The organism is Ruegeria sp. CE8 (assembly GCF_056537465.1).
In genome coordinates this window covers 40,322-67,025 of the sequence record NZ_JBQFRP010000013.1, presented here as the reverse complement: position 1 = coordinate 67,025, position 26,704 = coordinate 40,322, and the positions used below count along the sequence as shown (strand labels likewise).

The window sequence follows — 26,704 nt, the reverse complement described above, 5'->3', positions numbered from 1 at the left end:
GAGGACACCTAAGAGGCCGCGACCAAGTTCGTCGTTTGCCTGACGATACATTCCAACTCGCAGCAAAGTCTGAAATGCTCCGGGCTGTCCGAGGTGATGTAGTCGGTGAACCTCTCGCCCGCCAGAGCACCGATTGTCTCTGCCGGGATACGAATGGTCGTCAGACCTGGTTCAACATCTGCAGAGCCTTTGAAATCCCCAATACCGATAATCGACAGGTCTTCAGGAACCCGCAATCGAAGTTTTTGGGCTGCGTACAAAGCTCCCTGTGCGATGACGTCATTGCCGCACAGCAAGGCCGTTGGGCGCGTTTGCGTGGTCAACAAGATCAAAGCTGCCTGCTTGGCCTGAGCGACACTGTAGGGCGCTTGAGTTTCATGCTCATCCGGAACCGAAATACCTTGCTCGTCCAACACGTCATGCACCGCAGAAAGCCTATGTTGAGCCCGATCATTGCCATGGGTTTCGGGAAAGATCAGCCCAATGTCACTGTGCCCCATCGCCAGAAGATGTTCGGCTGCCAGGCGTCCGGCCAACCGGTTGTCTGCACCGACACAGGGAAGGACGGAATCCTGCGAATAGTTCCAGATTGCCAACGCAGGTGTTTTTTGCTGCTTGATCAATCTTGTCGTGGCCTCCGAATGCTCCAGCCCAACCAGCGCCACACCGTCCACGCGATGTTCCAGAAACTTACGCACCATCGCGTATTCCCGATCCAGATCATACCCGTGCGACGCCAGCAAAAGACTGAACCCGGCCTTGTCGATTGAATCCGAGAACGCCTGAATGACTTCGGCGAAAATGGCGTGGTTGATGGTGGGCACAACAAGGCCAATCGTTCCCGACCGCTTCCCATGCATCGTTTGGGCGGCACGGTTGCGGATGTACCCCAATCGCTGCACCGCCTTGTTGATCTTTTTCCGAGTCGCAGGGCTGACCAAATCGGGGTGATTGAAGGTTCGAGAAACTGTTGACGGAGACACTTTTGCGGCCTTTGCAACCGCTACAATATCCACCTTACCCTTTTGATAATTAACCATAAATCTCCACATCCCGGTCGAATTTATGAAAACATTTGCAATACTATTTTCATCCCCTAACCTGATTTGTCAACAAAAGTAAAAGTGCGAACGGACGGGTTGGGAGGCCCTGGATGGAATTCATTTACTACTTCGGAGATGTGTTCACGCCGTTGTCGTTTTTGCTGCTTCTGGGCGGCACGATCGGAGGGTTAATTCTAGGCGCGACACCCGGCCTATCACCGACCATGGCCGTCGCCCTGCTGATCCCGTTTACCTTTCAGCTTGAAGCCGCGCAGGGGCTGATCCTGCTGGGGGCAGCTTATACCTCGACCGTTGCCGGCGGCGCGGTCAGCGCCATTCTACTGAAAATCCCTGGCGCTCCGGCCAACATCGCCACCACTCTGGACGGCCACACAATGGCCAAACAGGGCCAAGGCGCCCGGGCTTTGCAACTGTCCTTTCTGGCCTCGGCCGTCGGGGGTATCTTCGGCGTGCTTCTGCTGATTTTTCTGACCCCGGTGCTGGCGGAATGGGCGCTGGCGTTCGGACCGTCGCACCTGTTCTGGCTGGCCATTCTTGGGGTAACCGTCATTGGTACGCTGGATTCCGCCTCGGTCGTCAAAGGATTGCTTTCGGGCTGTATAGGACTGTGGCTGGCCACCATAGGGTTCGACGACATCATGGGGGCGCAGCGCTTTATCTTTCACCCCGCGTTGGGCGGTGGCATCAACATCATTGCCGCGCTGATCGGCCTGTTCGCGATCCCTCAGGTTTTGACGATGTTCGCCAAGGGCCGCCACAATACCGGTGCCGAGATGATCGAAGTGCAGCGCCATTCGATTACGGCTGCATTCAAAGAACTGTTCAGCCGCACCCGCGCGCTGAGCATCGGAACACTGACAGGCTCGATCATCGGCTTGATCCCGGGCGTCGGTGGCCAGATCGCGGGCCTTGTCGCCTATGATCAAACCAAGAAATTCTCGTCCGAGAAAGACAAGTTCGGCACGGGTCATTCCGAGGGCGTGATTGCCGCGGAATCCGCCAACAACGCTATGGTCGGCCCCTCGCTGGTACCATTGCTGACGCTGTCCATTCCCGGCAGCCCAACCGCCGCCGTTCTGCTGGGCGGGTTGCTGATCCACGGGATTTTTCCGGGCTCGGATCTTTTCGACAATCACCCGGACGTCGCCTGGACCTTTATAAACTCGATGCTGATTGGTCAGGTTCTGATGTGCATCTTTGGCCTTTACGTCGCAGGTCTTGCCGCGCGGGTCGCGCAAGTCCCTCAGTCAGTAATGGCAGCCATCGTTCTGGCGCTGTCAGTGTTCGGGGCCTATTCAGTCCAAGGGTCGATGGGTGATGTCTATGTCATGGCGTGCCTCGGCATCGGCATGTTCTTCCTAGAACGCTTTGGCTTCTCGGCCGCGCCGCTGGTGCTGGGTCTGATCCTCGGACCGATCGCCGAGGCCAACTTTATTCAGGGCGGCATGATCGCTGACGCGACCGTCGGCAAAGCCTCATACTTCATGACCGGCGGGTTGAACCTGTTCCTGATCGCCGTGGTTCTGGCTTCGATCGCCTATTCGGTCTGGATGGAACTGCGCAGCCGTCGCTACACCACTAAAGAGGAGGCGCAGGCATGAACCGCTCACAGCATGTTTTCGGATCGGGTCTGGTCTTTGCAGTTGGCTTGTGGGTCACGTGGGTCAGTTACACTCAACAGCCAGCTGAGGCATTCCTATTCCCACGTCTGATTGCGACGGTCTTTGTTGTGCTGGCCGGATGGACTTTTGTCAAAGCGGTCATGGGGTTGTCCAAGGTCGGGAATGGCGTGACACGGACAATGTTCGTGAACATGCTACCCGGTCTGATCATCACGCTGATCTACATATTCTGGGCGGCAAAAACACTGGGTTTCTACACCGCAACAACCATCGCCTTCTTCGTTCTTCTTTCGATCTACGACCCGGCCCCCCATTCCGAGGTCAAAACCTGGATCAAACGCGGGATCATCACGGCTGTCTTCGTGGCGGTGATGTACGGGCTCTTTGCCATGCTGTTGAACGTCTACACACCAAGGGAAATTCTGTTCTGACCGCTTGGGAAGCGGGTGAACTTAATCAGGGAGGAAACGCAAAATGAAACGATTGATTGCAGGGGCAGCTATGGCTCTGGCGGGCCTGACGGGCGCGGCAATGGCCGAGGAATACCCCGAACGACCGCTGATGATGATGGTCAGCTATGGCGCCGGTGGAGCGACCGATTTTCAGGCGCGGATCGTCACCATGACTGCCGGGAACGAAGATGCGCTGGGAATGCCCATCGCCATCATCAACAAACCCGGCGCGGGCGGTCGGGTCGGCTGGAACTGGTTCGCGACGCAGGCTGATCCGGACGGCTACACTCTGGCCGCGTATAACGTGCCGCATTTCATCGCTCAGTCGATCAAAGGTGGTGTCGAGTATTCAACTGACAGCTTTGAACCCATCGCAAACTGGGGCGCAGACCCGGCGGTGTTCGTCGTTGGTGCCGACAGTGAGTTCAACTCGATGGAAGATGTCGTGGCCTTCGCCAAGGACAACCCCGGCAAACTAACTGTATCCGGCGCGGGTCTGTTCGTGGGCCACCACATCGCTGCCCTGCAGATCGACAAGGCAGCGGGAACCAAGATGGCCTACATCCCGACAAAGGGCGGCGGAGCGGCGGCTATGAAGGCCGTGATCGCCGGTGAAGTCATGGGCGGCATCAACAACCTGTCCGATGCGTTCCGTGCGCAAGAAGCGGGCAATGTGAAGATTCTCGGCGTCGCTGATCTGGAACGCAACGCCTTTTTGCCGGATGTTCCGACGATGATGGAACAGGGGCTGGACGTCGACAATTCCTCGGTCAACTTCCGGGGTGTGATGGTTCCCAAGGGGACACCACCTGAGGTGATCGAGAAACTGGCGGTGACCGTACCCGAGATGTTCGCCAATTCCCGCGTCGCCAAGAAGATGGAGGCGGGCGGCTCGCCCATGCACATCATGACGCGTGACGAAGTGATCGAGATGTGGGCGCTGCGCCAGCAGACGCTGAACGAATTGCTGGCTGGCCTCTGAACGACCCCAATCGGGGCGGATCGGATCCGCCCCGGACAACCAATCGAGGAAGAACATGAACGCTCCGAACGACATAGCCCCCGAGATCGCCGAAGTGGACCGGATCGTTGCGCGTGCCCGCAAGGCACAGGCCGCATATGAGGCAGCAGGCAGTCAGGAGCTGTATGACAAGGCTGCGCTGGCGACCGGTTGGGCGATCATGGAACCCACTCGTAACAAGGCACTTGCGGAACTGGCGGTAGAGACCACCGGGCTTGGCAATGTCCCCGATAAGATCACCAAGAACCACCGCAAGACGCTGGGTCTGCTGCGCGACATTGCAGACGCAAAGACGTACGGCGTCATCAACGACGATCCCCAGACCGGTATCACCGAAATCGCTCGCCCCATCGGCGTGATTGGTGCGGTGGTGCCCTCAACCAACCCCGCCGCGACGCCGGCAAACAATATCATCAACGCCCTGAAGGGGGGCAATGCAATCGTTGTCGCCCCTTCGCCCAAGGGCGTGGCAGCCTGTGAGTTGCTGTTGGCTTTCATACACGCCGAATTTGACAAACTTGGGCTGAGCCGAGATCTGGTCCAGATGATCCCCGCCCCCGGATCAAAAGCCAAGACACAACGACTGATGGAAACATCTGACCGGGTGATCTGCACCGGAAGTCAGAATAACGTCCACCGCGCGCAATCCTGCGGCACGCCTGCCGTTGCGGTCGGTGCAGGCAATGTCACCGTGATCGTGGATGAAACCGCTGATCTGACCGCGGCTGCGGCCAAGATCACGGCTTCGAAGTGTTTTGACAACGCGACCTCGTGCTCATCCGAAAACGCAGTCGTCGTGGTAGATGCGGTCTATGATGATTTTGTCGCAGCAATGGCAGCCGAAGGTGGCGCGTTGGTACCGGCTTCGGATGAAGCGGGTATCGTCGCACGGCTTTGGCCGGATGGACATCTCAACCGTTCGGCCATTGCGCAAGACGCCGACAAGATGATGGACGCTTTGGGGATGGCAGGAAATGTCCCCGAAGGAACCAAGTTTCTGGCGGTCGAAACCGATGGGATCGGTCCGGATTACCCCTTGTCGGGAGAAAAGCTCAGCAGGGTTCTGGCGCTGTACCGGGCATCCAACTACGCGGACGCCAAGGCCATCGCAGGGCGCATACTGGCTTACCAAGGGGCCGGACACTCGGTCGGCATTCATACAGCTGAAGACGCGCGCGCCATTGAGCTGGGCCGCGAGCTGCCCACTTGCCGGGTTATCGTTAACCAGGCACATACCTTTGCCACTGGCGGCAGCTTCACCAACGGAATGCCGTTCTCGCTTTCGATGGGATGCGGAAGTTGGGGTGGCAACTCAATCGACACCAACCTGCACTGGCGACACTTCGTGCAGACGACTAAGGTTGTGCGCGAAATCCCACCGCGTGAGCCCGAGCTCGAAGACATGTTCGGCGCGTACTGGAGGGAGGTCGGCCAATGATGGAACCGCCCAAGGGAACCGTTCGAGATTGGTTGGACATCAGGGCCCATCAGGGCGGCACCGGATTCGTTTTCCCTGATGGGGCGCAGGACCTGAGTTGGGACGAACTACTCAGTTCCGCCCGCAGCGTCGCAAGCATGTTGACCGGATTGGGCGTTGAGAAAGGGGAAAGCATCGCCCTGCTCTACCCCAATTGCCGCGAAGCGCTCATCGCTCTGCTTGGGGTTCTTTACGGCGGGTTCCGGGCAACCATGATCAACCTTGTCGCTGGCGACAGTGCGGTGGCGTACGCACTGAACCACAGTGGCGCACGCTTTGGTTTTGTGCACTCCGACCAGCTCGAATTGTTTACACGAACGACCGATCCCAAGGAAATAACTCCACTACAGGTTTCAGATGCCCGAGGTGCCGTCGCCGAACTCTATGACCTTGTACCCGAAGACCACGCTTTGCTGATGTACACGTCCGGCACGACCGGACGCCCCAAGGGCGTGGTTCACACGCATTCCAGCCTGCTAGCCGGAGGCTGGACCACAACTGTTGCTCATGAGCTTACAGAAAAGGACCGTGGATTTTGCGTCTTGCCGATCTACCACATCAACGGGCTTTGCGTGACGGTGATGGGAACGCTGGTTTCCGGCGGTTCTCTGGCGATGTGCGAACGGTTTTCGGCCAGCCGCTTCTGGGGCAACCTTGAGAAGACCAAGGCGACGTGGTTTTCCGTCGTCCCCACCATCATTTCGCACCTCTTGCACTCGGACACCAATCCAAGCGCCGACACCCGCCAGCGGTTGCGGTTCGGTCGGTCCGCGTCATCCGCGCTGGCTCCGGATGTACAGCGCGCATTTGAAGAACGGTTCGAAGTCCCGGTCATCGAAACCATGGGACTAACCGAAACCGCTGCACAGATTCTGTCCAACCCGTTGCCCCCGGGCGTGCGCAAGATCGGATCGCCCGGAGTTGCCTACGGAAACGAAGCGGCAATCTTTGACGCAAACCTTGAACCCGTCATGGACGGAGCAGAAGGCGAGTTGGTCATACGCGGCCCGAATGTGATGCTGGAATACCTCAAAGACCCCGATGCAACGGCGGGCACGTTTTCTAAGGATGGTTGGCTTCGAACCGGAGATCTGGCGCGCATGGACGAGGATGGGTACGTCTATGTCACGGGCCGATTGAAAGAGCTGATCATAAAGGGCGGCGAGAACATCGCCCCGCGTGAGATTGACGAAGCCCTGTATTCCCACCCCGACGTGGTCGAGGCCGCTGCATTCGCGCGCCCTTGCAACAGCTACGGCGAAACCGTCGAGGCGGCTGTCAAAATACGCGAAGGTTCTGAACTGACCCCCCTCGCCCTGTTGGAGATTTGCGAGACAAAACTCGGCCGGTTCAAATCCCCGGACGAGGTTCACATTCTGCTGGATTTGCCAAAAGGACCATCGGGAAAAATCCAACGGAACCGAATTCTCGAAATCGTCGACGGGCAAAGCTGAGCGTCAGCGAGCCTTGTGACCGCTGACGCGTTGCTGGGACCGTCCCAGTGCAATGAGTCGACTAACTCTTGCGTCGCTTCGGCACGGCGTCACCGCCCTTGCCCGACTTCGCGGCCGCAGCGCGTGCACGGTTTTTCTTGCTGTTTGGCTTACCCTTCGGCGGCGGAGGGCCTTTGGTCGACTTGCCGCCGGGTTTTGGCTTGCCGTCCTTGCTTGCTGCCGTGCTTGGTTTGCGGGTTTTAGCCTTTGCGCTCTTTGCGCTGAAAGCCCGTTCCGCCTTGTCTTCGCGTACCGCGGCCGAGGGCGCTCGGCGCACCCTGGCTGCGGGTTCGTCTGACCGTTCTGGCTTGACCCGCTTCCCCTTGGGTTTGCCGTATTCAGGCTTGGGCTTTTCCTTACGAGGTTCCGAGGCACCGCCGTAATCGGGTCGAAGTGCATGCCCTTTGCGCGGGTGTGGCTTGCCTTTGGGCCCGCGCCCGGCTTTTGACCGTTCAAAGGCTGGAACGTCCGGCACGCCATCCAGTTGGACAAGAGTCTTAGAGCCTTCGATCGTCATCTCAGCGCCCACAGCCGTCAGAAAACCCGCGACGCTGGCTTCTCGGATTTCAACATAAGATACATCATCGGCAATCCGGATTGCCCCAATGTCGTCCTTGGTCAAATTGCCCGCCTTGCAGATCATCGGCAGCAGGTGACGAGGTGAGGCATTTTGATTTCGACCTTCAGACAATGAAAACCAGACACTGGGGCCAAAGGCCGCGCGCGGTTTGGGACGCTCCGAGTTGACGGGCGCCAGTTCTTCCGGCGCTGAATGGCGCAACTTGTACTGTCGCAGATATGCCGCGGCGATTTGCTCTGGGGGGAACTCTTCAACGAGGTGCTGAACAGCCGCGCGTTCGCTTTCGGTGATCTCGACCTGCCAGTCATCCGAGGCGAACATACGCGCCTGATCCCGCTCGTTCACTTCATCAGCCGACGGGGCCATGCCCCAATCGGCGGTCAGTTTTGCGAATTTCAAAATGCGCTCAGCCTTTTTCCGTGATGACGGCTCGACCACCAGCGCGCTGACACCCTTTCGCCCGGCACGACCCGTGCGCCCAGACCGGTGCAAGAGGGTTTCATGGCTGTTAGGCAATTCTGCGTGAACCACCAGATCAAGGTTCGGCAGGTCAATCCCGCGTGCGGCGACATCCGTTGCCACACACACCCGAGCCCGCCCATCGCGCATGGACTGCAATGCGTTGGACCGCTCGCTTTGGGTCAGTTCGCCGGACAACGCCACCACTGAAAACCCGCGATTGGAAAGTCGTGTGGTCAATCGCGACACCATCGCACGCGTGTTACAGAAAACGATGGCGTTGGGGGCTTCGTAGTACCGCAACACGTTGATGATCGCGTTATCGCCATCACGCGGAGCCACCATCATCGCACGGTATTCAATATCGGCATGTTGTGTCTTCTCGCTGACCGTACTCACCCGCTCGGCGTCGCGTTGATAGCGTGTTGCAAGATTTGCAATGGCGCGCGGGACAGTGGCTGAGAACAGCAACGTCTGCCTCTCTGCCGGAGTTTCATCAAGGATGAACTCAAGATCCTCTCTAAACCCGAGGTCCAGCATTTCATCGGCTTCGTCTAGAACCACGGCCCGGATCGCAGTCAGATCAATGGACCCGCGCATGATATGGTCGCGCAACCGACCTGGCGTTGCGACCACAATATGTGCCCCGCGTGCCAGCGCTCGGCGTTCGTCTCGCATATCCATGCCACCAACGCACGAGGCAAGAAACGCACCGGCGTCAGAGTACAACCAACTCAGTTCACGCTTGACCTGCATGGCCAGTTCCCGCGTTGGCGCAACGACCAGAGCCAAGGGCGCGCCGGACGCCCCGAATGTCTCATCAGCGCCCAACAACCGCGGAGCAATCGCCAATCCGAACCCAATCGTCTTTCCCGAACCGGTCTGCGCAGATACCAGCATATCGCGCCCTTCCAATTCAGGCTGGGTCACGGCCTGCTGGACTTGAGTCAAAGTATCGTACCCCTTGCGGGCAAGCGCATCTGCGATGGTCTGTTTCACGGTGGTGTTCTTTGTATCGGCGTGGTGATGCGGGCTCAGCGGTATTGCGATCAGCGCATCATCCAAAGTTAAAGACCGCCTCATAACGGGACTTTGATGCAAAGTATAGCAGAGTATTTGCCATCGCCGCGAAAATAGCGAACCGAAAGAACAACGGCTCCGGCTGCGCAGCGGCTTGGCGTTTGATCCTCCCCCATCGAAATAGCCCACCGCCATGAACAGGAAAACCGACGGGCCATAAGTCAAGTAAAATGCTACCATTCCCCAACCTCAACTCACGCCCATTCGACAGCTCAAGAGGAGATACGACAGCGTCCGCAATGCACTGCATCAAATTATTCATTATTCGGTAAAAGTGGTGCCGGGGGCGGCATCACTCTCTTACATAAAATCAACACTTTAACAGAAAGTGGGACACGAAAAGTTCCCACATTTTTCCACAAGAATTCGCAGAAATTGTCCCACTTATTTCGTATTCAAGCCTGTCGTTTGGCACGACTTAAGGCTCGTGCAAGCACGGCTTCGTCTTGCAGGTGCGCGGCTTCTTCTGCCTCCAATCTTTTGAACAGCGGAAGGTACTGTGGGCCATCCCTTTCAATGATTGCGGCAAGGATGTTTAACGCATCTCGGATTTGCTCGAGCTTACTCAAGTGAGACCTCCACCTTTACTGTAAACCGGGACAGCTTATCCCTTAGTGTCGTGAGAGATACCCCGGCCATATGCGCCGCCAGCGTCTTGTTTCCGCCTGACTTGGTAAGCGCATACTCGAGGTACTGACGTTCAGCCTCCATCATGACTTGCGCCAATGACTTGTCATTGATTTCTAGTAAGACGCTTTCCTGCACACGCCACCTCTTGATCGGGTTTCAGTCGTTTGTAATATAAAAAATATTAAAATTGTTAGCGAACAGTAAACACGTGGAAGAAGATTTATTCTCCGTGAGACAACTTAAGGCAGCGCGAGCGTTGATCGGTTGGTCTCAAGAAGACTTGGCTGTTGCGTCTGGTGTTTCTCTGCCAACTATCGCGCGGCTAGAAGCCCAGGACACCGAGGTGTTGGGTGGGCGCGCCGCCACAATCCAAGCAATCCGCTCCGCCCTTCAAGCCGCGAACATTGAGTTCATAGCGTCCAACGATGGAGGTTGCGGCGTTCGCCTGACGCACCAAGCTTAGATTTGCCTACGCCGCTTCAACGCCCCGCTCCCCCGAAACGGCTAAATCCGGGGCATCATGGGGAGGTACACAAAGTCCAAATCCATGATGATCGCAATGATCGCGACGAAGAAAGGCCAAATACGGGGAGCGTCGGGGAACCGGCGGGGAGTGATTGGGGAGCCTAAATGCGGTGGTAGTCTTTTGTAAAACTTATAAATTACAATATCTTATATAGATATTCTTTAGTATATGGGGAGTTAGGGAGGTTATTATCTACCCCCCACGCGAGAAAATGGCATTTTGACTACTTTTAAATAGAGGTAATAGAAGTCGCTCCCCAACTCCCCGCGTGAAAAATGCAACCCGGCGTGGGCCAGACACCCCCAAAGGTTTTGCGGGTCCTTTCAGGGCGGTGTTACGTGGGTATATTCGCACCACGTTGCTTTGGCCGACCAACGATTTCGGACAAGTGGGTTTTTCGATTGGGGTTGTTGTTGTTCCGGGCCGATCACGATGGGCTGCGTTGTACAGCGTCACCACGCAAGCCCCTGGCTATGCAATAGTACCGCGTCGGCAAGCCCCCCACCGGTGGCGACGGCGGCCGCATACAGTGCGACACGGATAAAAACCAATGCCAGAATGGCGAACCATCCCCTGGCCTCGTGTGAGCCATGTTTTGATGCGATCTTCAAAATGTACTGCTGCTTGCTCATGTGAACCTCCGCAAACGCTGCTCTCGGGTAGCCAGGGACCAAAGAATCATGATGTGCGGAGAGTTTCCTCTGGCGGTTCCCCACCTCAAATGCACGGGCCGGAAATGTCGGTTGACACGTTATCTAAAGGTGCCATTCAACCAAGTTTTGTGGAGCAAAGCTCCCCGGAAAACTGCCAAATCAAAATGTAAGGGGTGCGGGGTCTTAGAAGTTGATAGGGCGGCTAGTGCCGCCCTACGTCTCAACCTTAAGTAAGTGCCGCCCAGGTGATCACGCAGATCACCGCAAAGACGATTACTATTGCCAATCGCCCAGTAGCATTGGCTTCAAAATTCTCCCCGACCTTGATCAGGAGTTTTTCCTTATCATCAGACATGGCTGGCACCCCCTTGCAGGCGCTCGATCTGATCACGCAGAAACAGGTTTTCAACAGTCCGGTAAAGGTTAGCCCAATGGTTCCGGTTCTTCCCAAGCATGTCCGGCGCGTTACCAATTGACTTCGTCGCCTCCCGAGTCTCCCGGACCAAGTCTGGGCCTACTCGTTTCCAGACCCCTTTGACATGTTCAAAACCACCGACCCACTCGGCCAAACCTGTAGATGGGTTGATTTCGACATAGTTTCGGAACGCGCCAAGAATTGGATACGCGGCCCCTTTGGTCAGCCTGCGTGGGCTTGGGTCCAAATTGGCGAACCGGAATTGCCAGTTACGAACTTTTTTCGGCGCGTCTTCTACGATGTTCAATTTCGCAGCCTGATTGCTCACCACCTCTGCATAGATACGCAGAAAATCCCGTCGGATCAGATCGTAGAGATACAAAATGTCGGGCAGAAGCGGCTCAAACGCGGCATACTTTCTATCGCTAGAATCGCCTTGGTGGTCCTTGAAATCGTCACCGTATTTTTTGAGCGGGATAGACCACTTTTCGTAGGCTGAGATTGGATGCTTTCCACTTCTATTTGGGAAATCGGTAACATTCATAATCTCAAGGGCTGAAATCAACTCGCGAATGTCAAATTCCTTCGAGTCGCTTTCTTTGTATGCCACGTCATCCGCCCAATCAAAACTCGCGATCACGTCTTTGATGCCCTGGAAGGCCCCAGAGAGTTCAAAGATTGACTGAGGTTTGACAGCGATACCTGTGTTTTGTCCGCGCGCAATATCGACTCGCAACGTGTGATCGTTGGAGCCTTCAACTCCAGTGATAATGCGCAATTCCACATGTTGGCCTTCAGCGATAGTGTCGTCGTCCTGACACTCCCAAATTAGCCGGGCGGTATGACTGCCATTGGCGATGCCGTATTCATCGTCAATCAGTACATCAAAAACACGCTTGTCATGAGCTTTCACTTCTTCTGCGATGACCGTGATCCCCAGGTTAAGGAGGTCGAAAGTTCCGGCGAGCGCTTCTTTCCCACGCAAGCTTTCGCGCACATCCTTATAGACCGCGCGGTTCATACCTGTTGCTTCTCGCAGATTTGCCTTTTCTGGAATTCCACGCGGTAGCTTGCTGGCGGGAACCAGAAAAACGTGTTTCTGAATGTTGGGAAAATGTGGGTGCCTGAAGCTTCGCGCTTCCGCAACCTCAAACCTATAAGGTTTAACAGCCATATTATGGCTCCTTTATTGCAGTGCCGACGGTGCGGCCTATGTCCTGCGGGCACGAGGACCCTTCACAGGGGACACGATGGTCCGTCCTTATTGTAGCACCCGGATCATCACCGCACAACATGTTACGTGGTCCACCGTACTAAGGGTTCAGCATTTCAATACGCCCCTTACATACGCTCCTTTTTCACACGCTAAAAATTTGGGGACCCCATCATGAACGCAGCACAATTGAAGTACCCGCTTTCAAAAGCCCTTGAGGTTGCCGGGGTTAAGCCCGGCCGGTTTCACAGGCATTTCTACAGCGGCGCTCTATGTGAGGCGTTATCGCGGGGCGGCCAACTAACAGCACATTTGTCAAATCGACCCAGTGAGTCGGAAACCGGTAAAGGCGGAAGAAGGTACATTACTGAATGCGGTACCATTTGCCTGGGTCTGTTCTTTTCTTTGATCGACGGCGGTATCAACTCTCGTCGTGCCATTCAAATCGCACAGACCTTTTGCTTTCTCGGGGAAGCTGGGTCGGGCATCCGAGCGTTAAAGCGAAATCGAATGAGACCGGCAGGCGAACTCTTTCCTGGTAATGACGATACTTGGTTGGTTGTGATTGTTAACGATCTGCCAAACGACGCCGCCGAATGTGATGGTTTCGCCTTCTTCCCTCGGTCTGATCTAAGCGGTGATGCGTTGCTTAACTGGTTGGACCTCCACGACTCAGAGGAAAGTCCGGCAACCATGTTGAACCTCTCGTTATTGAGCAAACGCATCAAGGCGGGTCTCAGGGAACATGACCTCGCCCCATTTCCCTTGGCACCTGAGACAAACTACTTGAACACCGAGGGCGTCTCTGTCGGTGCATTTCTCGCAGATTGTGCAATTCGAGATGACAAGGCACGGACACCAACCCAAGACTTCTTTCGGGCATACCTGGCTTGGTATGAAAGCTGCTCAGGCACTCCGGCCAGTGCCGCCGCTGGACTAAAGGCCCGAGACGCTGCGCTTCTGGAACAACTCGACACATTAGGCATCCAAAAGATCAAGTCCAATGGGATCATGACATTTGCCGGGTTTCGTTGGCGAGATGATCCAACCGTCCAGGAATACTTGGCACTCGCCTGAGCCTGGCTCACTTCTTCGTCCTTTTCCAATCTAACGAAAGCCCACGAGCAATGAACCCGCTACAAGAAAGCGGCGAGGACATCACTCGCCCATTAAACCGCACACACGTAATCGCCGCTTGCCTGACGGTATTGGCCCGCGAGGTCGGCCATGCGGGCATAGAAACTCAAGAGGCATTGGACCTCCTGCGCGACACCCCAGACAAAGTTGAGGCAGCGTTGACGCGCGGCCCTGACGCCCTGGTCGTTTACCGACTCGACCCTATCGGGGCGCGGGGGATCGTCAGTAACAATGATGCAAAGCTGCAGCGCTTTGTGGCCGCCGCCGAACAAGACAACGCCCCGTTGTTTGGCTTCTGTCCGGCGGTTGTCGCTGAGTTTGCTGCACACATAAATATGGGTGTCGCATCCTTGAGAAAGGATGCGTGACCGATGTTGCACCAGCGTTTCAAAGATCAGAAAACCCCCGCATTTGGCCCCGAGATTTCGGCCGATGCGAAGTTGGAAGAAGGCGACCGTTTGGTCCGCCTATCATTCTCAAGCGAAATTCCGGTCCTGCGAGATACCGAGATAGGACCGGCATATGAGGTTTTGGGACACGAACCGAGCGAGGTTGACCTGGTGAGGCTCAACAGCGGTTCTGCACCCGTCCTCAAAGATCACCGGCGTGACGTCGACTCGATGGTTGGGACGGTTGTTTCTGCCCAGATCGAGGGCCGCCGGGGCCGCGCAGTTGTGCGGCTGGCAGACACCAAAGAAGGCAACTCAATGCTATCCCGTATCGAGGCGGGCGAAGTGCAATCGGTGTCGGTGGGTTACGCCGTCCATGAGTTGAAACCGGCGGGCGAACACAACGGTTATCCGGTGTTGCGCGCCACGAAATGGGAAGCAGTCGAGATTTCGTTGGTCGCAGTTCCGGCGGACCCCACGGTCGGGGTCGGCCGATCTTTGCCCTCCGCTCCTTCTGCGCCCGGCAACCCTATGAAGAAAGGTTCAATGATGAACACCCCCACCACCGAACAGAAACCAGACAGCCCCAAAGCAACCAATGTGGGCTCCGAACGCCGCCGAGCGTCCGAGATTTATGCGTTGGCCCGCAAATTTGACGTACCTGCGCAAGACGTCGAGACTGCGATTGCAGAGGGTACACCGGTTGGCGCATTCCAGCGGTCTATTCTGGACCAAATGGGCCGGGACACGGCCGCGCCCACACGCAGCCGCATGGCATCGCCCACCGTTGCATCGGCGGAACGGTCGTATTCGCTGACGCGCATGGCTCAAGCGCAGATCACCGGCGACTGGTCGCAGGCTGGCTTTGAACGGGAAGTTTCCCAGGAATTGCAAACCCAGATCGGGCGCAGCGCATCCGGGGCTTATGTTCCTACCGCTGTTCTGGCTGGCCGCAACCTAGTCACAACCTCAAACGCTTCGTCTTTGATCGGCACCCAGCAGATGCAAGACGCATTTATCGATGTGTTGAAACCCCAGGTCCGCGTGATGGAATTGGGCGCAACCGTTCTGCCCGGTCTGGTGGAAAACGTATCCATCCCCCGGCAGACGGCCGGATGTTCGGCCGAGTGGATTGCAGAAAATGCAGAGGCTACCGAATCCACACCTGGCTTCGATGCGGTCACGCTGACAATGCACCAGCTTTCAGCCAACACCCGGATTTCCCGCCGCCAACTCAAGCAAAGTCTACCCGCCGTCGATCAAATACTATCCAACGATCTGCGCGCCCAAATCGCGGTGGCTTTGGACAAGGCGGCAATTGCGGGGAGCGGGGTAGCCGAACAACCAACGGGCATCTTGAACCAAACCGGTATCGGCTCTGTTGAATTGGGGGCCGATGGCGACCTCGTAACCTGGGCAAAGCTCATGGAACTTGTGAGCAAGGTAGAGTCGGCAAACGTCGATCCGGCGACCTTGGGCTTCCTAAGCAATCTCAAAGTCAAAGGCTACCTCATGTCCACTCCGCGCATTGCTGGCACTGACACAATGATGTTGGACCCTGATGCGGCAGCGACTGCAGAGGACTTGCGTCTGGCTGGATATACAGCCCGGTTCTCTGGCAACGTACCATCTGATCTAAACAAGGGCAGCGGAACCGACTTGTCGGCCGTGATCTTTGGAGCCTGGGCGGATTTGCTGATCGGCCAATGGGGAGGCATTGACCTCGTAGTGGACGATGCGACCGAGGCCGCGAAAGGGAATGTCCGGCTGGTGGCCCATTCCGAATGGGACATTGCCGCGCGCCATGCAGAATCGTTCGCTGCAATCCAAGATGTACAGACCCCGTAACCGCCTCTGAACGAACCTCCTGCCCCTTCAACGTCTACTCTGTTGGGGCAGGCCATTCTGCGTCAAATATGCCGAGGTCCACATGCTTCAATCAGCCTCAAATCAAAGTGCTGGCCTTGTCCCGCTTCCAACACGGCGCGGCCTCTCAAGGGTGGAGTCCGCCGAATACATTGGTGTCGGCGCGTCTAAGTTTGACGCAATGGTGGCTGACGGTCGAATGCCGAAACCCAAGAAAATTGACGGCAGAAGGGTGTGGGACGTCCGTTTACTGGACATTTCATTTGAGGCTTTACCTGGTGGTGAGGACGCGGACTATAATCCTTGGGATGATTAAATGACCGAGGAGCAAATGAAATTTCGATTAAAGTATGTTGTCGAGGATACAGATCGACACGGCAATGTGCGGCTGTATTACCGCCGCCATGGCCGGAAAATCCGCTTGCGCGGCCCGGCAGGTTCACCTGAATTTCTGGCGGACTATCGAGAGGCGGCGGCAGGGATTTCCGAACGTAAAGACAAAAGCCCTGGCGTCGGAAAGGTAATCCCGCGCAGCGTTCGCTGGCTATGTGTCCAGTATTTCAAAAGCGCGATGTTCAAAGAGTTGGACCCACGTACTCAAAAGGTACGTCGCGCGATCTTGGAGCGCTTCTGCAAGCACAAGAACGATGGGGACAAACCTTTTACTCTATTACAGCCCAGGCACGTGCGTATTCGACGCGATGAAATGTCGGATCGCCCAGAGGCCGCAAATAGCATGGTCAAGGCATTACGACAGCTTTATCGGTTCGCGCTGCGGTATGACCACCACGACGACAATCCGGCGGACAAAGTAGAATACCTAAAAGGCAACGCTGATGGCTTCCACTCCTGGACGCTGGACGAAATCGAAAAATATGAGGAGATACACCCGGTCGGGACGACAGCGCGCCTAGCGTTGGCCCTTGCTCTATACACCGGACAACGCCGGTCCGATTTGGTGCGGTTTGGTAAGCAGCACATCCGCGACGGCTGGTTGGTCTTTACGCAGCACAAAGGGCGAAATCGCAATCCTGTGCGAATGGAAATTCCAATCATTCCTGAATTGCAAAGCGTCATAGATCAAACGCCGACCGGCGATTTGACATTCCTAGTGACGGCCTTCAATCGCCCTTTCACTTCGAACGGATTCGGGAATCGGTTTCGTAAGTGGTGCGATGAAGCGGACTTGCCGCAATGCTCCGTCCACGGACTACGCAAAGCTGCGGCAGCGCGGTTGGCTGAGTTAGGTTGTACCGAACAAGAGATCATGGCGATCACCGGACACCGTACAAGCAAAGAGGTGACGCGATACACGCGCGCAGCAAGCCAAAAGACACGTGCTGAAAGCGCTCTGCGCCGAATGTCAGGAGAACAAAGCTAAGACAAAAGTGTCCCACTTTTTGATGTGATGTGTCCCAGTGGGACAAAACGCACAATCAAGCTTTTGATTTTATTTAACAAAATTTGAGAGTGGTGCCCGGGGGCGGAATCGAACCACCGACACGAGGATTTTCAATCCACTGCTCTACCCCTGAGCTACCCGGGCACGGGAACGACTTTTGTCGTTGGGTGGAGGCCTTCTATGACTTGCCAAAGGCAGTGTCCAGAGGCTTTTTGAGATTTTTTTAATGCGGACGTCTTTGTTGGGTTTCGCCCTCGGAAACATCGGCGTCCTTGTCATCTTCCCTCTGAGACGGAACGGCGTAAGAGCCGTTCAGCCACTTGGCGAGATCAATATCCGCGCATCGCTTGGAACAGAATGGGCGGAACGCTTTAAGCGTCTCTTCGCCGCAAATCGGGCAGCTCATTTCAGCACCTCAGCCAAAGGGGTACGGCCGCGCTTACGCTGCAGTTCGTAGTGGCCCAGTGGGGTCCAGCCTGCGAGGGTAGTCTCGATGGAATCAGCCTTGAAAGCCGCGCGTAAAGCGGCCTCAAAGCCACGACGATCCTTCTTTGGCATCGGAGCCAGATCCAATGTAATCTGCCCGCCCAAACCGCGTACACGCAAGGCACGGGCCAACGCTTTTGCGCAAGCAAAATTGGCCTTGGTTCCAGCGGCCAGTGACGTGTCCGATCCGGTATTTACGTCCACGGCAACCAGTGCGCGGGTCGGCTGAATATACAAATGCGCCCCACCGGACAGCGGCTCGGATATCCCGCGCGCAACGTCCAGTGCATCCAGCACACCATGCGTTTCGAAACAGCCCGATTGTGTCACCACCTCAGCCGGGTCGGTCCAATCGCGCCAGGCCAGTACGTGAGGACCGTCGCCTTCCAGCAGCAGCTCAGGTTCACTTCCCGGATCGTTCAGAACCTGATCCGCATGCGCCAGCATCGTGCCGATATCCTCGGCAATTTCAACCGCGTCTTCGCCCGCACAACACGACCGCAGGATCAGGCCATAATCGCGGCCTTCCATGCTTTCGTGCGCGATCTCGAGCAGTCGGTCGCGCTCATCCTCATCGCGGATCGAACGTGAAATATTCAGCCCGGGCGCATCAGGCGTGATGATCGCATAGCGGCTTTTGAACAGAATGCGGTCGGTCACAGGCAGCGCCTTGCCGGGTTCGGCATAGCCGGTCACCTGAACCAGCATCTGGGCACCCGGTGCGAGGCCTTTGACCTGCCGCAGAAAGGCCGGACCGTCAGGTGTGGTTAGGAACATTCCGCCCTGACCTTTGACTGGTCGGTCCGCACGTGCGCGGTAGATCGTGCCAGGCGTCGGAGCGTCTGCTGCGATCAGGAAGTCGTCCAGGTGACCGTCGACCATAAGGGCCGCAGCCTCGCGGTTTTCGATGTGGTCCAGAACGATAGTACGACCCTTCATGATGCCTCACGATACAGGGGATAGCCGATGCCTTGCAAAAGCGCGGCGGTTTCGGACAGGGGCAGGCCTACGATGCCTGTAAACGAGCCCGAAATCCATGGAATGAAAGCTCCGGCAGGGCCCTGAATCGCATAAGCTCCCGCTTTGCCTTGCCAGTCTCCGGTCGCCAGATAGGCATTGATCTCAACGTCCGACAGGCGCTTGACCTTGACCTGAGAAACCACGTCGCGTTGCAGCACTTTGTCACCGCGCCGGACAGCCACCGAGGTGATCACGCGGTGCCGCCGCCCCGACAGGGCGTGCAGGAACTCTGCCGCCTGACCTGCATTTTCCGGCTTACCTAAAATACGTCGGCCCAATGCTACGGTGGTGTCTGCGCACAGAGTGATGTCGCTGCTATCGGCCTGAACCGCCTGCACTTTTGAGCGCGTAATGCGATTGCAGTAGGGAACCGGAAGCTCGCCCTTTAAAGGCGTTTCGTCGATGTCAGGTGCGCGGATTGCATCGGGCTGCACGCCAAGCTGAGCCAGCAGGTCCAGCCGCCTTGGGCTGCCCGATCCTAAGATAAACGCCATTGCGGCAGGCGTTACTTGAAGCGGTAGTTGATCCGACCCTTGGTCAGATCATAAGGGGTCATCTCGACCTGAACCTTGTCGCCAGCCAGAACACGGATGCGGTTCTTACGCATCTTGCCTGCCGTATGTGCGATGATCTCATGGCCGTTTTCCAGCTCGACCCGAAACGTCGCATTAGGCAAGAGTTCCTTCACGACACCGGGAAATTCGAGCGTATCTTCCTTGGCCATGTTGTCTCCATCATTACATTGCACCCGCAGAATCTGCGGGGATGTGGGCTTAAATGAGCCCATTTTAGCCCTATTTCAAGGGCAGAATCACCTAAAGAGCAGATATTGTGACCGAATCAACTCGGGGCGGCTGCTCATCCCAGTGGGTTCGATTGAGGACATTGCCATCTGCACGAACCTCGGCGATGGCCGATAGGTCTACATCTGCATAGGTCCATCCGGGCTGATTCAGGGTGCCTTCGGCCAGCACTCCGGTCGCTGGAAAGCCTTTGTCTGGCGGACCAAAAACACCGCCAGCACCGGTATTCATGTCCACAGCCTCGGACCAGTCATTATTGCCAACCAAGGACGACATCACTGTAACACATTGATTTTCCAATGCTCTGGACATCGCCCCGATACGGACCCGCCAATAGCCTGACAGCGCCTCGGTGCAGGATGGAACCAGGATGATATCTGCATCGCTTAGCGCGCGGCCCAGCAAAGGAAACTCGCTATCGTAGCAGATCAGCACACCAATTTTGCCCAGCGCGGTGTCAAACAGTTTCAGGGGACCGCCTGGGGCGATATCCCAATCTTCGCGCTCGAACCGGGTCATGATCTGTTTGTCCTGATGATCCTGTTTTCCGTCGGGGGCATACAAAACAGCACGGTTCACCGGTCGGCCGGGACTATCCACAACCGGAGCCGAAGCGCCCAGAATGTATGTATTGTACGTCTGCGCAAGACGGGCATGCAGGGTTTGTACATCTTCCATCCGGTCCGAGACTGACCTGATCGAGCGTTCCAAGTCGCCCGCAACCTCGGCACCATCCAGCGTCGAAAGCTCCATCGCGCCGTATTCTGGAAAGGCCAGAAAATCAGCCCCCTGCCCGGCGGCTTCCGAGACCCATCGGTCCAACTTGTCCTCATACTGCGCCCAGCTGTCGAGCCAGTCGAGGTCGTATGCGGCGGTAGCGACTTTCATCAACGACATCCTCATTCAGTCGAATCCGCAGGACCATAGGCAAGGATGCCGAGCACTGTACAGCGTAATTCAGCCCGCAGTTGTCGGGTCGATAATAGTTGTGACCTCGGTAATCGTATTGGCAGGAAAACCACTGAGTTCCGCGTGCTTCAGAATCGCATCCTCATCCTCGGCGAGATAAATGCAAAACGTCTTGTCACCGGTGACATAGGAATGCTCCCACTGGACACCGGGTATTTGTGCCAAGGCCTCATTTGATTTTTCCGAAGCACCGCCCAACTCTTTGCCGGACATACTGCCAACTCCGGGCAAATCGCGTTCAATCACGTATCGTTTCATCTTTGACTCCCCCACTGAAAGCTCCACAATACCATAAAACTGCGGGATTCTCAGCGATCCGGAGTTACAAATCCCGGATCCAGAACTGCAACGGCTTTGCAGTCTCGTGCTCTTCGGCAATGTCCTTCCAGGAAAACTGTGCGATCACACCAGCCAGCGGTTCATACCCCCGCGCCCGCCAAAAGGCGTCCAAAGGGCGATAGCTGTCGGGTCGCATCGGATGATCCGCCGGGCGCTGCACTCCGCAAAAGGCGCATTTGGTGAAGCCCAGGCTGCGGGCATGGGCTTCGCGCAGGTCAAAGAATTTATGGCCGACGCCCTGTCCGCGATAGTCCGGCAGCAGCACGGATTCAGCGCAGTAGAAGATTTCGGTCAGGTCCAGACCCGACCCCGCAAAAGCTGCCGCGAAATCGTCAGCGTGATCCGTCAGCGGCGCACCGGTCGAGGCACCGACCAGGCGATTGTTTTCAAAGGCACCAACCACGATCGCCTTGTCGCTGTCTCGGTAGGATTGCAGGTACTTTCGCTCGTAGTCGAGATCACCGTCATATAGATACGGCCAAGCATGAAACACCTTGATGCGCAGGCGGGCGACATCATCCAGCGCATCCGCCAGCGCCGCACCGGTCAGGGCGCGGACATCGGTGACCTCAGCCATTGGAAACCTGTTTGGTCCAGTCCGCAAGATTGTAGAAGGTTGTGACGCGGGTGATTTTGCCGTCCTTCAGATCAAAGAACGACCCGGCGGGCAGGCGATAGGTCTGACCATGCGCTTCGGGCAACCCCTCATCCGTTTCCAGATAGGTGCCGTTCACGATGAATTCAGCCGCCGCACGGGTGCCACCTTCGGCCTCGAACACAACGATATCGGTCAGGTCTTCCTTGTAGCACCGGTTCATATGAGCGCAGAAAGCTGCAAACTTGTCCTTACCGGCACGGATCTGACCTTCGTTCACGTGGTGCGCCACGTCGTCGGACAGGCAGGCCAACATGCCATCGACGTCGCCGGCGTTGAAGGCTTCGAAATAGGTTTTGACGGTCTGGTTCATGATCACTCCGTAGGTTCGCCCCAGCTGTCTTTCAGATGCTGAATGATCTGGTCGCGGGTCTGTCGGTAGTGAGTTAGCTTGTCCTGGCGGTTCTCGCCCAGTCCAGTAGGGTCCATTATTGGCCAATAATCGACATCCAGGTGAAAAATTCGCGTCAGCTCCAGCGCCCGGCGCTGACTTGCCGGGGATAGCGCAACGATCAGGTCGAACGAGCTGAGATCATCGCCCCATTCCTGCATCTCGTCAAACGAGCGCGACCGGTGGCGGGACAGTTCAACGCCAACCTCGTGGCAAACTGCGATGCAAAAACCGTCAATCTCAAGGTCATTGCGGACACCGGCGGACTGTACGTAGGTGCCGGTGCCATAGAACTTTTTCATCAGACCTTCGGCCATAGGGGACCGAACCGCGTTGTGGTCGCAACAGAACAGGACCGACTGCGGCAAAGGCTTCACGCGTCAGCCTCCGAAATGCAGCACGCAGATCAGCGTGAACAGACGGCGGGCAGTGTCGGTGTCAATTTCAGCTTTACCTTCAAGACGTTCCTGCAATACGCGGCTGCCTTCGTTGTGAATACCGCGACGCGCCATATCGATGGTTTCGATCTGGCTGGGCGGCAGGGTTTTTACCGCATTGAAATAGCTTTCGCAGATCTGAAAGTAGTCTTTGACGACCTGCCGGAACGGGCCCAGCGACAGGTGGAACTCGGCCGCTTTTTCCTCGGCTTCGGTGGCGATGTCGAACACCAGCCGCTTGTCGCGGATTGACAGCTGTAGGTGATACGGCCCATCCGGCACCACGCGATCGTCACGCACGGGCAACGCAAAGCTGTTTTCCTCAAGCAGGTCATAGATCGCAACCTTGCGTTCCTGCTCGATCTCAGGCGTCGGCGGAGGCAGGTTTCGGTCGTCCAGTTCGATATGCGATATACGAGTCATAAGGTGTGGTCCGTTCAGGTCGGGTCAGACCTAGCGCAACACGGCCGCAGGAGCAACGCGCAGATCAAGGGCCTATGCGGGAAATCAACCGTTGAGGCGTTTGAGACGCGCCGTCACGGAAAGACCATGCGCTTCAAGGCTTTCGGATTGGGCCAGTTTCTCGGCTGCGGGACCAATGGCGCGCAGCGCCTCGGGTGTCATCTGGCTGAGCGTCGTGCGTTTGACGAAGTCCATCACGCTAAGGCCCGAAGAGAACCGCGCCGAGCGCGCGGTAGGCAACACGTGGTTCGGTCCGCCGACATAATCGCCGATAGCCTCGGGCGTGTACTGTCCCAGAAAAATCGCGCCAGCGTGGATCGTTTTCTGGCTAAGTGCCACAGGGTCGGCCACACACAGCTCCAGATGCTCGGGCGCAATGCGGTTGGACAAGGCGGCGGCCTCGTCCAGATCGCGAACGGTGATGATGGCACCGAAGTCGCGCCAGCTGGCCCCGGCGATGGCACGACGCTGCAAGGTTTCCAGTCTTTTTTCGACGGCTTGGGCGACGGCCTCACCAAATGCGGCACTATCGGTGATCAGAATCGACTGCGCGCTTTCGTCATGCTCGGCCTGGCTGAGCAGATCGAGCGCGATCCAGTCGGGGTCGTTGTCGTTGTCGGCAATCACCAGAATTTCGGACGGTCCTGCAATCATGTCGATGCCGACCTTGCCGAACACCCTTCGTTTGGCCGCGGCAACAAAAGCATTTCCGGGGCCAGTGATCTTGTCGACAGGCGCGATACTGTCGGTGCCATAGGCCAGTGCAGCAATCGCCTGAGCGCCACCGACGCGGTAGATCGTGTCCACACCTGACAATTGTGCCGCCAGCAGAACAAGCGGGTTCACCAGACCGTCCGGCGTCGGCACAGCAATGGCCAGTCGCTCAACACCTGCCACCTTGGCCGGGATCGCGTTCATCAGAACAGAAGACGGATAAGATGCCAGCCCCCCCGGCACGTAAAGCCCCGCTGCCGACACGGCAGACCAGCGCCAGCCCAATATGGCGCCTGTCTCGTCGGTCCACTCGTGATCCTTTGGCAATTGCTTTTCGTGGTAAGCGCGGATGCGTTCAGCTGCCAGCTCCAGGGCCTTGCGGTCCTCGGCCGAGACCAGAGCGACCTGCTGGGCAATCTCATCCGCGCGGAACGCCAGCGTCTCAGGCGTCAGCTCCAATCGGTCGAACTTTGCCGTCAGCTCGATTACCGCTGCATCGCCACGCGCCCGCACATCCTCGATAATCTGGGCCACAACCGCATCCACGTCAGGGCTGTCCTCACGCTTGGCAGACAGCAAAGTGGCGAAAGCGGCCTCAAAGTCGGGCGACGTGGTGTCGAGAAAAACGGGCATGATCTGGCACTCCGGAGCGTTTGATCGGGACATATCGCCCGGACGGGCTGGCCTCAACCCTCAGTCAGTTGGGTGCAGCGATTTGCGCATGACCAAACAGGACAGATCATCGCGCGCGCAGCACTCGCCTGTGGCGCGCCAACCGTGCCGTTTGTAAAAACCCTGCGCCGTTCGGGTCGCTTGAAGATGTGCCTCCGAGCATCCGGCCGCCAAGAGTTCCTGCTCAAGCCTTTGCAACAACGCCGCACCAATACCACAGCCTGCGTGATCAGGATCAATGTAAAGCAGCGTGATTTCACCCGTCTCGTTCAGCCCTCCAACAGCGGCGGCCTGACCCCTGTGCTCAGCCAGCCAGATCTGCGACCCATTCATGATCCAACCCCGTATCGTCGCCGGATCTTTATTCGCGGTCCATTGCGCGATGGTCTGCGAGTCATTCGCATGATCTGCCGCACAGAGCTGGGTGATCGATCTTATCAGAACGCAGCTAAGGTCAAATACGTCGAACACGGTCGCGCGACGCAACACCAGACCCGCAGAGGGTCCGGAGAATGCCTGCGATATGCCACGTTTATTCTGGATGGTGCGGTGCCTGACGGGATGGGGCCTGATACGGCCGTGTGACGTCTTTGAGCGTGACATCCAGCGCCTCGACCGACAGACGAATTGCGCCGTCGCCCGCCAAGGTCAGCATGACCAGGCCAGCACCGTCTTCGCCCGCTTCAAAATCGACGGACAACAGGGACATCACCATATCCTTGTCGCTACGGTCGACACCCTGGCTGGATACCGACAAAACTGAGTCGAAAACTAAAACAGATTGCACGCGCTCAAAAGGCCGATCACGGCGCGCAGCGGCGTCCTTGTCCTCCCACCGGAACCGGTTCAGCAGCAGACCAAAGCGACGCTCGGACGGGCGCCATGTCATCTCGGTGATCGGAAACACTGCATCCTGGGTCAGGGTGGAGATCACCTGAAGATCATCGGCATCCTCGGCCCCCAGATTCAGCGGGGCTTCGCGTCCGTCTTCGAAACTTGCGTCTGTCATTGGCCTTTGATCCGTTCAATCTTTGCGCCCACGCCTTCCAGCTTGCGCACCACATGTTCATATCCGCGGTCCAAATGATAGACGCGGCTGACCGTCGTTTCCCCTTCGGCCGCCATTCCAGCCAGAATCAACGAAACTGAGGCCCGCAGATCGGTCGCCATCACCGGCGCGCCTTTCAGGTTTTCTACCCCGGTCACTGTCGCCGTACCACCGTGCACTTCGATATTCGCGCCCATGCGCACCAGCTCGGGGGCATGCATGAAGCGATTCTCGAAAATGCGTTCTTCCAGAACCGATGTGCCTTCAGCCGTGCACATAAGCGCCATCATCTGTGCCTGCAGGTCGGTCGGAAAGCCGGGGAATGGCTCGGTCACGACGTCCACGGCGTTGACGCGACCATTCTTGCGACTGACTTTCAGGCCGTTTTCGGTTTCTTGGACATTCACACCCGCGGCATCCAGCTTAGCCGCAAAAGATTCGACCAGCGACATCCGCCCGCCCAACAACTCGACCTCGCCGCCGCACATCGCAGGGGCCAACATATAGGTGCCCAATTCGATTCGGTCGGTCACCACCTGATGAGTCGCACCATGCAGACGCTCGACGCCCTGAATTTCGATGGTCGAGGTCCCCTCGCCGGAAATCTGCGCACCCATCTTGCGGAGGCATTCGACCAGATCGACGATCTCGGGCTCGCGCGCGGCATTTTTCAGAACCGTGGTCCCTTTGGCCAAAGTGGCCGCCATGACGATATTCTCGGTTGCTCCGACCGAGGCAAAGCGCATCTCGTGCACCGCACCTTTCAACCCACCGGGAGCCTTGGCGTGCAAGTAGCCGTCTTTCAGTTCAATCTCAGCGCCCAGCGCCTCAAGCCCTTCGACATGCAGGTCCATCGGCCGCGCGCCGATCGCACACCCACCGGGCAACGACACGACGGCCTCTCCGAACCGAGCCAGCAACGGACCGAGCACCAAATTCGAGGCGCGCATCTTACGCACGATCTCGTAATCCGCCGTGTGACTGGTCAGGTCGTGACTGGACATTGCCAGCACTTGCCCATCCTGCAGCGAAGACACTTCCGCCCCCAAGGATTGCAGCAGCGCGGTCATGGTTTTGATGTCGCTCAGCCGCGGCGCATTGGTCAGCGTCAGCGGTTCTTCGCTCAACAATGTCGCGGGCATCAGGGTCAGACACGCGTTCTTGGCCCCCGCAATCGGTATCTGCCCGTTCAACGGGCCGTTGCCCGTCACCAGAATCGAATCCATCTG

Annotated in this window: 31 protein-coding genes and 1 tRNA gene; 10 read left to right on the top strand and 22 right to left on the bottom strand. The window is 57.1% G+C overall.

The annotated features are described in order from the left end of the window. Positions 1 to 8 precede the first annotated feature (8 nt). Positions 9 to 1,040, bottom strand: coding sequence for a LacI family DNA-binding transcriptional regulator (locus ACR0AA_RS19155; protein WP_480665576.1), 1,032 nt, complete (start codon positions 1,038 to 1,040; stop codon positions 9 to 11). A gap of 113 nt (positions 1,041 to 1,153) precedes the next feature. On the opposite strand from ACR0AA_RS19155, the gene ACR0AA_RS19150 reads away from it, so the two are divergent. The 5 genes from ACR0AA_RS19150 to ACR0AA_RS19130 are packed head-to-tail and all read left to right on the top strand — an operon-like array spanning position 1,154 to position 7,090. Beyond that, entirely contained in the window at positions 1,154 to 2,665 is a 1,512-nt protein-coding gene (locus ACR0AA_RS19150) for a tripartite tricarboxylate transporter permease (protein WP_480665575.1), read from the top strand. After that, complete coding sequence (locus ACR0AA_RS19145; RefSeq protein ID WP_480665574.1) at positions 2,662 to 3,117, top strand: tripartite tricarboxylate transporter TctB family protein; 456 nt, start codon at positions 2,662 to 2,664, stop codon at positions 3,115 to 3,117. The genes ACR0AA_RS19150 and ACR0AA_RS19145 overlap by 4 nt, the downstream gene beginning before the upstream one ends. Before the next feature lie 43 nt (positions 3,118 to 3,160). After that, the gene (locus tag ACR0AA_RS19140; protein WP_480665573.1) at positions 3,161 to 4,120 is read left to right on the top strand and encodes a tripartite tricarboxylate transporter substrate binding protein; all 960 of its coding nucleotides are present in this window, start codon (positions 3,161 to 3,163) and stop codon (positions 4,118 to 4,120) included. Between the two features lie 55 nt (positions 4,121 to 4,175). Next, positions 4,176 to 5,597 carry an acylating sulfoacetaldehyde dehydrogenase gene (gene sauS, locus ACR0AA_RS19135; RefSeq protein WP_480665572.1) on the top strand — a complete coding sequence of 474 codons (1,422 nt, stop codon included), beginning with the start codon at positions 4,176 to 4,178 and terminating at the stop codon, positions 5,595 to 5,597. Beyond that, the gene (locus tag ACR0AA_RS19130) at positions 5,594 to 7,090 is read left to right on the top strand and encodes an AMP-binding protein (protein WP_480665571.1); all 1,497 of its coding nucleotides are present in this window, start codon (positions 5,594 to 5,596) and stop codon (positions 7,088 to 7,090) included. Before sauS ends, ACR0AA_RS19130 begins: the two co-directional genes overlap by 4 nt. Before the next feature lie 61 nt (positions 7,091 to 7,151). Here the strand turns inward: ACR0AA_RS19130 and ACR0AA_RS19125 are convergent, their stop codons facing one another. From ACR0AA_RS19125 to ACR0AA_RS19115, 3 genes are all read right to left on the bottom strand, one after another. Beyond that, entirely contained in the window at positions 7,152 to 9,167 is a 2,016-nt protein-coding gene (locus ACR0AA_RS19125; protein ID WP_480665646.1) for a DEAD/DEAH box helicase, read from the bottom strand. 476 nt (positions 9,168 to 9,643) lie between these two features. Then, positions 9,644 to 9,817 carry a hypothetical protein gene (locus tag ACR0AA_RS19120; RefSeq protein ID WP_480756799.1) on the bottom strand — a complete coding sequence of 58 codons (174 nt, stop codon included), beginning with the start codon at positions 9,815 to 9,817 and terminating at the stop codon, positions 9,644 to 9,646. Next, the gene (locus ACR0AA_RS19115; protein ID WP_366524118.1) at positions 9,810 to 9,959 is read right to left on the bottom strand and encodes a helix-turn-helix domain-containing protein; all 150 of its coding nucleotides are present in this window, start codon (positions 9,957 to 9,959) and stop codon (positions 9,810 to 9,812) included. The genes ACR0AA_RS19120 and ACR0AA_RS19115 overlap by 8 nt, the downstream gene beginning before the upstream one ends. A gap of 127 nt (positions 9,960 to 10,086) precedes the next feature. Between ACR0AA_RS19115 and ACR0AA_RS19110 the strand changes: the two genes are divergently transcribed. Further along, complete coding sequence (locus ACR0AA_RS19110) at positions 10,087 to 10,341, top strand: helix-turn-helix domain-containing protein (RefSeq protein WP_480756797.1); 255 nt, start codon at positions 10,087 to 10,089, stop codon at positions 10,339 to 10,341. 515 nt (positions 10,342 to 10,856) lie between these two features. On the opposite strand, the gene ACR0AA_RS19105 is transcribed toward ACR0AA_RS19110, so the two are convergent. From ACR0AA_RS19105 to ACR0AA_RS19095, 3 genes are all read right to left on the bottom strand, one after another. Then, positions 10,857 to 11,036, bottom strand: a complete 180-nt coding sequence (locus ACR0AA_RS19105) for a hypothetical protein (protein WP_480756794.1) — start codon at positions 11,034 to 11,036, stop codon at positions 10,857 to 10,859. 247 nt (positions 11,037 to 11,283) lie between these two features. Next, on the bottom strand, positions 11,284 to 11,412 hold the full coding sequence (locus ACR0AA_RS19100) for a hypothetical protein (RefSeq protein WP_480756792.1): 129 nt from the start codon (positions 11,410 to 11,412) through the stop codon (positions 11,284 to 11,286). Continuing rightward, on the bottom strand, positions 11,405 to 12,646 hold the full coding sequence (locus ACR0AA_RS19095; protein ID WP_480756790.1) for an AIPR family protein: 1,242 nt from the start codon (positions 12,644 to 12,646) through the stop codon (positions 11,405 to 11,407). The genes ACR0AA_RS19100 and ACR0AA_RS19095 overlap by 8 nt, the downstream gene beginning before the upstream one ends. 213 nt (positions 12,647 to 12,859) lie before the next feature. Here ACR0AA_RS19095 and ACR0AA_RS19090 point away from each other — a divergent pair, with 213 nt between their 5' ends. The 4 genes from ACR0AA_RS19090 to ACR0AA_RS19075 all read left to right on the top strand — a co-directional run bounded on the left by ACR0AA_RS19090 (position 12,860) and on the right by ACR0AA_RS19075 (position 17,458). Next, a complete protein-coding gene (locus tag ACR0AA_RS19090) occupies positions 12,860 to 13,762 on the top strand; it encodes a hypothetical protein (RefSeq protein WP_480756787.1) in 903 nt (300 codons plus the stop codon). Positions 13,763 to 13,812: 50 nt separating this feature from the next. Next, positions 13,813 to 14,190 carry a hypothetical protein gene (locus ACR0AA_RS19085; protein ID WP_480756785.1) on the top strand — a complete coding sequence of 126 codons (378 nt, stop codon included), beginning with the start codon at positions 13,813 to 13,815 and terminating at the stop codon, positions 14,188 to 14,190. Positions 14,191 to 14,193: 3 nt separating this feature from the next. Further along, positions 14,194 to 16,059 carry a phage major capsid protein gene (locus ACR0AA_RS19080; RefSeq protein ID WP_480756784.1) on the top strand — a complete coding sequence of 622 codons (1,866 nt, stop codon included), beginning with the start codon at positions 14,194 to 14,196 and terminating at the stop codon, positions 16,057 to 16,059. 334 nt (positions 16,060 to 16,393) lie between these two features. Then, positions 16,394 to 17,458 carry a tyrosine-type recombinase/integrase gene (locus ACR0AA_RS19075; protein ID WP_480756782.1) on the top strand — a complete coding sequence of 355 codons (1,065 nt, stop codon included), beginning with the start codon at positions 16,394 to 16,396 and terminating at the stop codon, positions 17,456 to 17,458. A 90-nt stretch (positions 17,459 to 17,548) separates the two neighbouring features. On the opposite strand, the gene ACR0AA_RS19070 is transcribed toward ACR0AA_RS19075, so the two are convergent. The 15 genes from ACR0AA_RS19070 to murA form a co-directional block, all read right to left on the bottom strand. Beyond that, positions 17,549 to 17,623: transfer RNA gene (locus ACR0AA_RS19070), tRNA-Phe, on the bottom strand. A 79-nt stretch (positions 17,624 to 17,702) separates the two neighbouring features. Beyond that, complete coding sequence (locus ACR0AA_RS19065; RefSeq protein WP_480665562.1) at positions 17,703 to 17,885, bottom strand: DNA gyrase inhibitor YacG; 183 nt, start codon at positions 17,883 to 17,885, stop codon at positions 17,703 to 17,705. Next, positions 17,882 to 18,904, bottom strand: coding sequence for a ribonuclease E/G (locus tag ACR0AA_RS19060; RefSeq protein WP_480756780.1), 1,023 nt, complete (start codon positions 18,902 to 18,904; stop codon positions 17,882 to 17,884). Before ACR0AA_RS19060 ends, ACR0AA_RS19065 begins: the two co-directional genes overlap by 4 nt. Next, a complete protein-coding gene (locus ACR0AA_RS19055; protein WP_480665560.1) occupies positions 18,901 to 19,479 on the bottom strand; it encodes a Maf family protein in 579 nt (192 codons plus the stop codon). Before ACR0AA_RS19055 ends, ACR0AA_RS19060 begins: the two co-directional genes overlap by 4 nt. Before the next feature lie 11 nt (positions 19,480 to 19,490). Next, positions 19,491 to 19,709: a translation initiation factor IF-1 gene (infA, locus tag ACR0AA_RS19050; RefSeq protein WP_005978431.1), complete on the bottom strand. Its 219-nt coding sequence runs from the start codon at positions 19,707 to 19,709 to the stop codon at positions 19,491 to 19,493. 91 nt (positions 19,710 to 19,800) lie between these two features. Continuing rightward, positions 19,801 to 20,676, bottom strand: coding sequence for a carbon-nitrogen hydrolase family protein (locus ACR0AA_RS19045; RefSeq protein WP_480665559.1), 876 nt, complete (start codon positions 20,674 to 20,676; stop codon positions 19,801 to 19,803). 69 nt (positions 20,677 to 20,745) lie between these two features. Continuing rightward, on the bottom strand, positions 20,746 to 21,015 hold the full coding sequence (locus ACR0AA_RS19040; protein ID WP_480665558.1) for a DUF4242 domain-containing protein: 270 nt from the start codon (positions 21,013 to 21,015) through the stop codon (positions 20,746 to 20,748). Between the two features lie 64 nt (positions 21,016 to 21,079). After that, a complete protein-coding gene (locus ACR0AA_RS19035) occupies positions 21,080 to 21,673 on the bottom strand; it encodes a GNAT family N-acetyltransferase (RefSeq protein ID WP_480665557.1) in 594 nt (197 codons plus the stop codon). Further along, the gene (locus ACR0AA_RS19030) at positions 21,666 to 22,064 is read right to left on the bottom strand and encodes a ketosteroid isomerase-related protein (protein ID WP_480665556.1); all 399 of its coding nucleotides are present in this window, start codon (positions 22,062 to 22,064) and stop codon (positions 21,666 to 21,668) included. The genes ACR0AA_RS19035 and ACR0AA_RS19030 overlap by 8 nt, the downstream gene beginning before the upstream one ends. A gap of 2 nt (positions 22,065 to 22,066) precedes the next feature. After that, positions 22,067 to 22,519, bottom strand: a complete 453-nt coding sequence (locus tag ACR0AA_RS19025) for an arsenate-mycothiol transferase ArsC (protein WP_239342339.1) — start codon at positions 22,517 to 22,519, stop codon at positions 22,067 to 22,069. Positions 22,520 to 22,522: 3 nt separating this feature from the next. Then, positions 22,523 to 23,002, bottom strand: a complete 480-nt coding sequence (locus ACR0AA_RS19020) for a UPF0262 family protein (RefSeq protein ID WP_480665555.1) — start codon at positions 23,000 to 23,002, stop codon at positions 22,523 to 22,525. A gap of 84 nt (positions 23,003 to 23,086) precedes the next feature. Further along, positions 23,087 to 24,388: a histidinol dehydrogenase gene (gene hisD, locus ACR0AA_RS19015; RefSeq protein ID WP_480665554.1), complete on the bottom strand. Its 1,302-nt coding sequence runs from the start codon at positions 24,386 to 24,388 to the stop codon at positions 23,087 to 23,089. A 60-nt stretch (positions 24,389 to 24,448) separates the two neighbouring features. After that, the gene (locus ACR0AA_RS19010) at positions 24,449 to 25,030 is read right to left on the bottom strand and encodes a GNAT family N-acetyltransferase (protein WP_480665553.1); all 582 of its coding nucleotides are present in this window, start codon (positions 25,028 to 25,030) and stop codon (positions 24,449 to 24,451) included. Next, the gene (locus tag ACR0AA_RS19005) at positions 24,960 to 25,436 is read right to left on the bottom strand and encodes a DUF2948 family protein (protein ID WP_480665552.1); all 477 of its coding nucleotides are present in this window, start codon (positions 25,434 to 25,436) and stop codon (positions 24,960 to 24,962) included. Before ACR0AA_RS19005 ends, ACR0AA_RS19010 begins: the two co-directional genes overlap by 71 nt. Continuing rightward, on the bottom strand, positions 25,433 to 26,701 hold the full coding sequence (murA, locus tag ACR0AA_RS19000; protein WP_480665551.1) for a UDP-N-acetylglucosamine 1-carboxyvinyltransferase: 1,269 nt from the start codon (positions 26,699 to 26,701) through the stop codon (positions 25,433 to 25,435). The genes ACR0AA_RS19005 and murA overlap by 4 nt, the downstream gene beginning before the upstream one ends. Between the last annotated feature and the right edge of the window lie 3 nt (positions 26,702 to 26,704).

Excerpts from the sequence above, each read along its gene's own strand:
- ACR0AA_RS19100 (WP_480756792.1), bottom strand. The coding sequence starts at position 11,412 with ATGTCTGATGATAAGGAAAAACTCCTGATCAAGGTCGGGGAGAATTTT.
- ACR0AA_RS19150 (WP_480665575.1), top strand. The coding sequence starts at position 1,154 with ATGGAATTCATTTACTACTTCGGAGATGTGTTCACGCCGTTGTCGTTT.
- ACR0AA_RS19045 (WP_480665559.1), bottom strand. The coding sequence starts at position 20,676 with ATGAAAGTCGCTACCGCCGCATACGACCTCGACTGGCTCGACAGCTGG.
- ACR0AA_RS19095 (WP_480756790.1), bottom strand. The coding sequence starts at position 12,646 with ATGGCTGTTAAACCTTATAGGTTTGAGGTTGCGGAAGCGCGAAGCTTC.
- ACR0AA_RS19040 (WP_480665558.1), bottom strand. The coding sequence starts at position 21,015 with ATGAAACGATACGTGATTGAACGCGATTTGCCCGGAGTTGGCAGTATG.
- infA (WP_005978431.1), bottom strand. The coding sequence starts at position 19,709 with ATGGCCAAGGAAGATACGCTCGAATTTCCCGGTGTCGTGAAGGAACTC.
- ACR0AA_RS19090 (WP_480756787.1), top strand. The coding sequence starts at position 12,860 with ATGAACGCAGCACAATTGAAGTACCCGCTTTCAAAAGCCCTTGAGGTT.
- ACR0AA_RS19080 (WP_480756784.1), top strand. The coding sequence starts at position 14,194 with ATGTTGCACCAGCGTTTCAAAGATCAGAAAACCCCCGCATTTGGCCCC.
- ACR0AA_RS19130 (WP_480665571.1), top strand. The coding sequence starts at position 5,594 with ATGATGGAACCGCCCAAGGGAACCGTTCGAGATTGGTTGGACATCAGG.
- ACR0AA_RS19085 (WP_480756785.1), top strand. The coding sequence starts at position 13,813 with ATGAACCCGCTACAAGAAAGCGGCGAGGACATCACTCGCCCATTAAAC.
- hisD (WP_480665554.1), bottom strand. The coding sequence starts at position 24,388 with ATGCCCGTTTTTCTCGACACCACGTCGCCCGACTTTGAGGCCGCTTTC.
- ACR0AA_RS19030 (WP_480665556.1), bottom strand. The coding sequence starts at position 22,064 with ATGAACCAGACCGTCAAAACCTATTTCGAAGCCTTCAACGCCGGCGAC.
- ACR0AA_RS19005 (WP_480665552.1), bottom strand. The coding sequence starts at position 25,436 with ATGACAGACGCAAGTTTCGAAGACGGACGCGAAGCCCCGCTGAATCTG.
- ACR0AA_RS19105 (WP_480756794.1), bottom strand. The coding sequence starts at position 11,036 with ATGAGCAAGCAGCAGTACATTTTGAAGATCGCATCAAAACATGGCTCA.
- ACR0AA_RS19075 (WP_480756782.1), top strand. The coding sequence starts at position 16,394 with ATGACCGAGGAGCAAATGAAATTTCGATTAAAGTATGTTGTCGAGGAT.
- ACR0AA_RS19055 (WP_480665560.1), bottom strand. The coding sequence starts at position 19,479 with ATGGCGTTTATCTTAGGATCGGGCAGCCCAAGGCGGCTGGACCTGCTG.
- sauS (WP_480665572.1), top strand. The coding sequence starts at position 4,176 with ATGAACGCTCCGAACGACATAGCCCCCGAGATCGCCGAAGTGGACCGG.
- ACR0AA_RS19035 (WP_480665557.1), bottom strand. The coding sequence starts at position 21,673 with ATGGCTGAGGTCACCGATGTCCGCGCCCTGACCGGTGCGGCGCTGGCG.
- ACR0AA_RS19115 (WP_366524118.1), bottom strand. The coding sequence starts at position 9,959 with ATGGAGGCTGAACGTCAGTACCTCGAGTATGCGCTTACCAAGTCAGGC.
- ACR0AA_RS19010 (WP_480665553.1), bottom strand. The coding sequence starts at position 25,030 with ATGTCACGCTCAAAGACGTCACACGGCCGTATCAGGCCCCATCCCGTC.
- murA (WP_480665551.1), bottom strand. The coding sequence starts at position 26,701 with ATGGATTCGATTCTGGTGACGGGCAACGGCCCGTTGAACGGGCAGATA.
- ACR0AA_RS19065 (WP_480665562.1), bottom strand. The coding sequence starts at position 17,885 with ATGAGCTGCCCGATTTGCGGCGAAGAGACGCTTAAAGCGTTCCGCCCA.
- ACR0AA_RS19145 (WP_480665574.1), top strand. The coding sequence starts at position 2,662 with ATGAACCGCTCACAGCATGTTTTCGGATCGGGTCTGGTCTTTGCAGTT.
- ACR0AA_RS19140 (WP_480665573.1), top strand. The coding sequence starts at position 3,161 with ATGAAACGATTGATTGCAGGGGCAGCTATGGCTCTGGCGGGCCTGACG.
- ACR0AA_RS19060 (WP_480756780.1), bottom strand. The coding sequence starts at position 18,904 with ATGAAGGGTCGTACTATCGTTCTGGACCACATCGAAAACCGCGAGGCT.
- ACR0AA_RS19020 (WP_480665555.1), bottom strand. The coding sequence starts at position 23,002 with ATGACTCGTATATCGCATATCGAACTGGACGACCGAAACCTGCCTCCG.
- ACR0AA_RS19155 (WP_480665576.1), bottom strand. The coding sequence starts at position 1,040 with ATGGTTAATTATCAAAAGGGTAAGGTGGATATTGTAGCGGTTGCAAAG.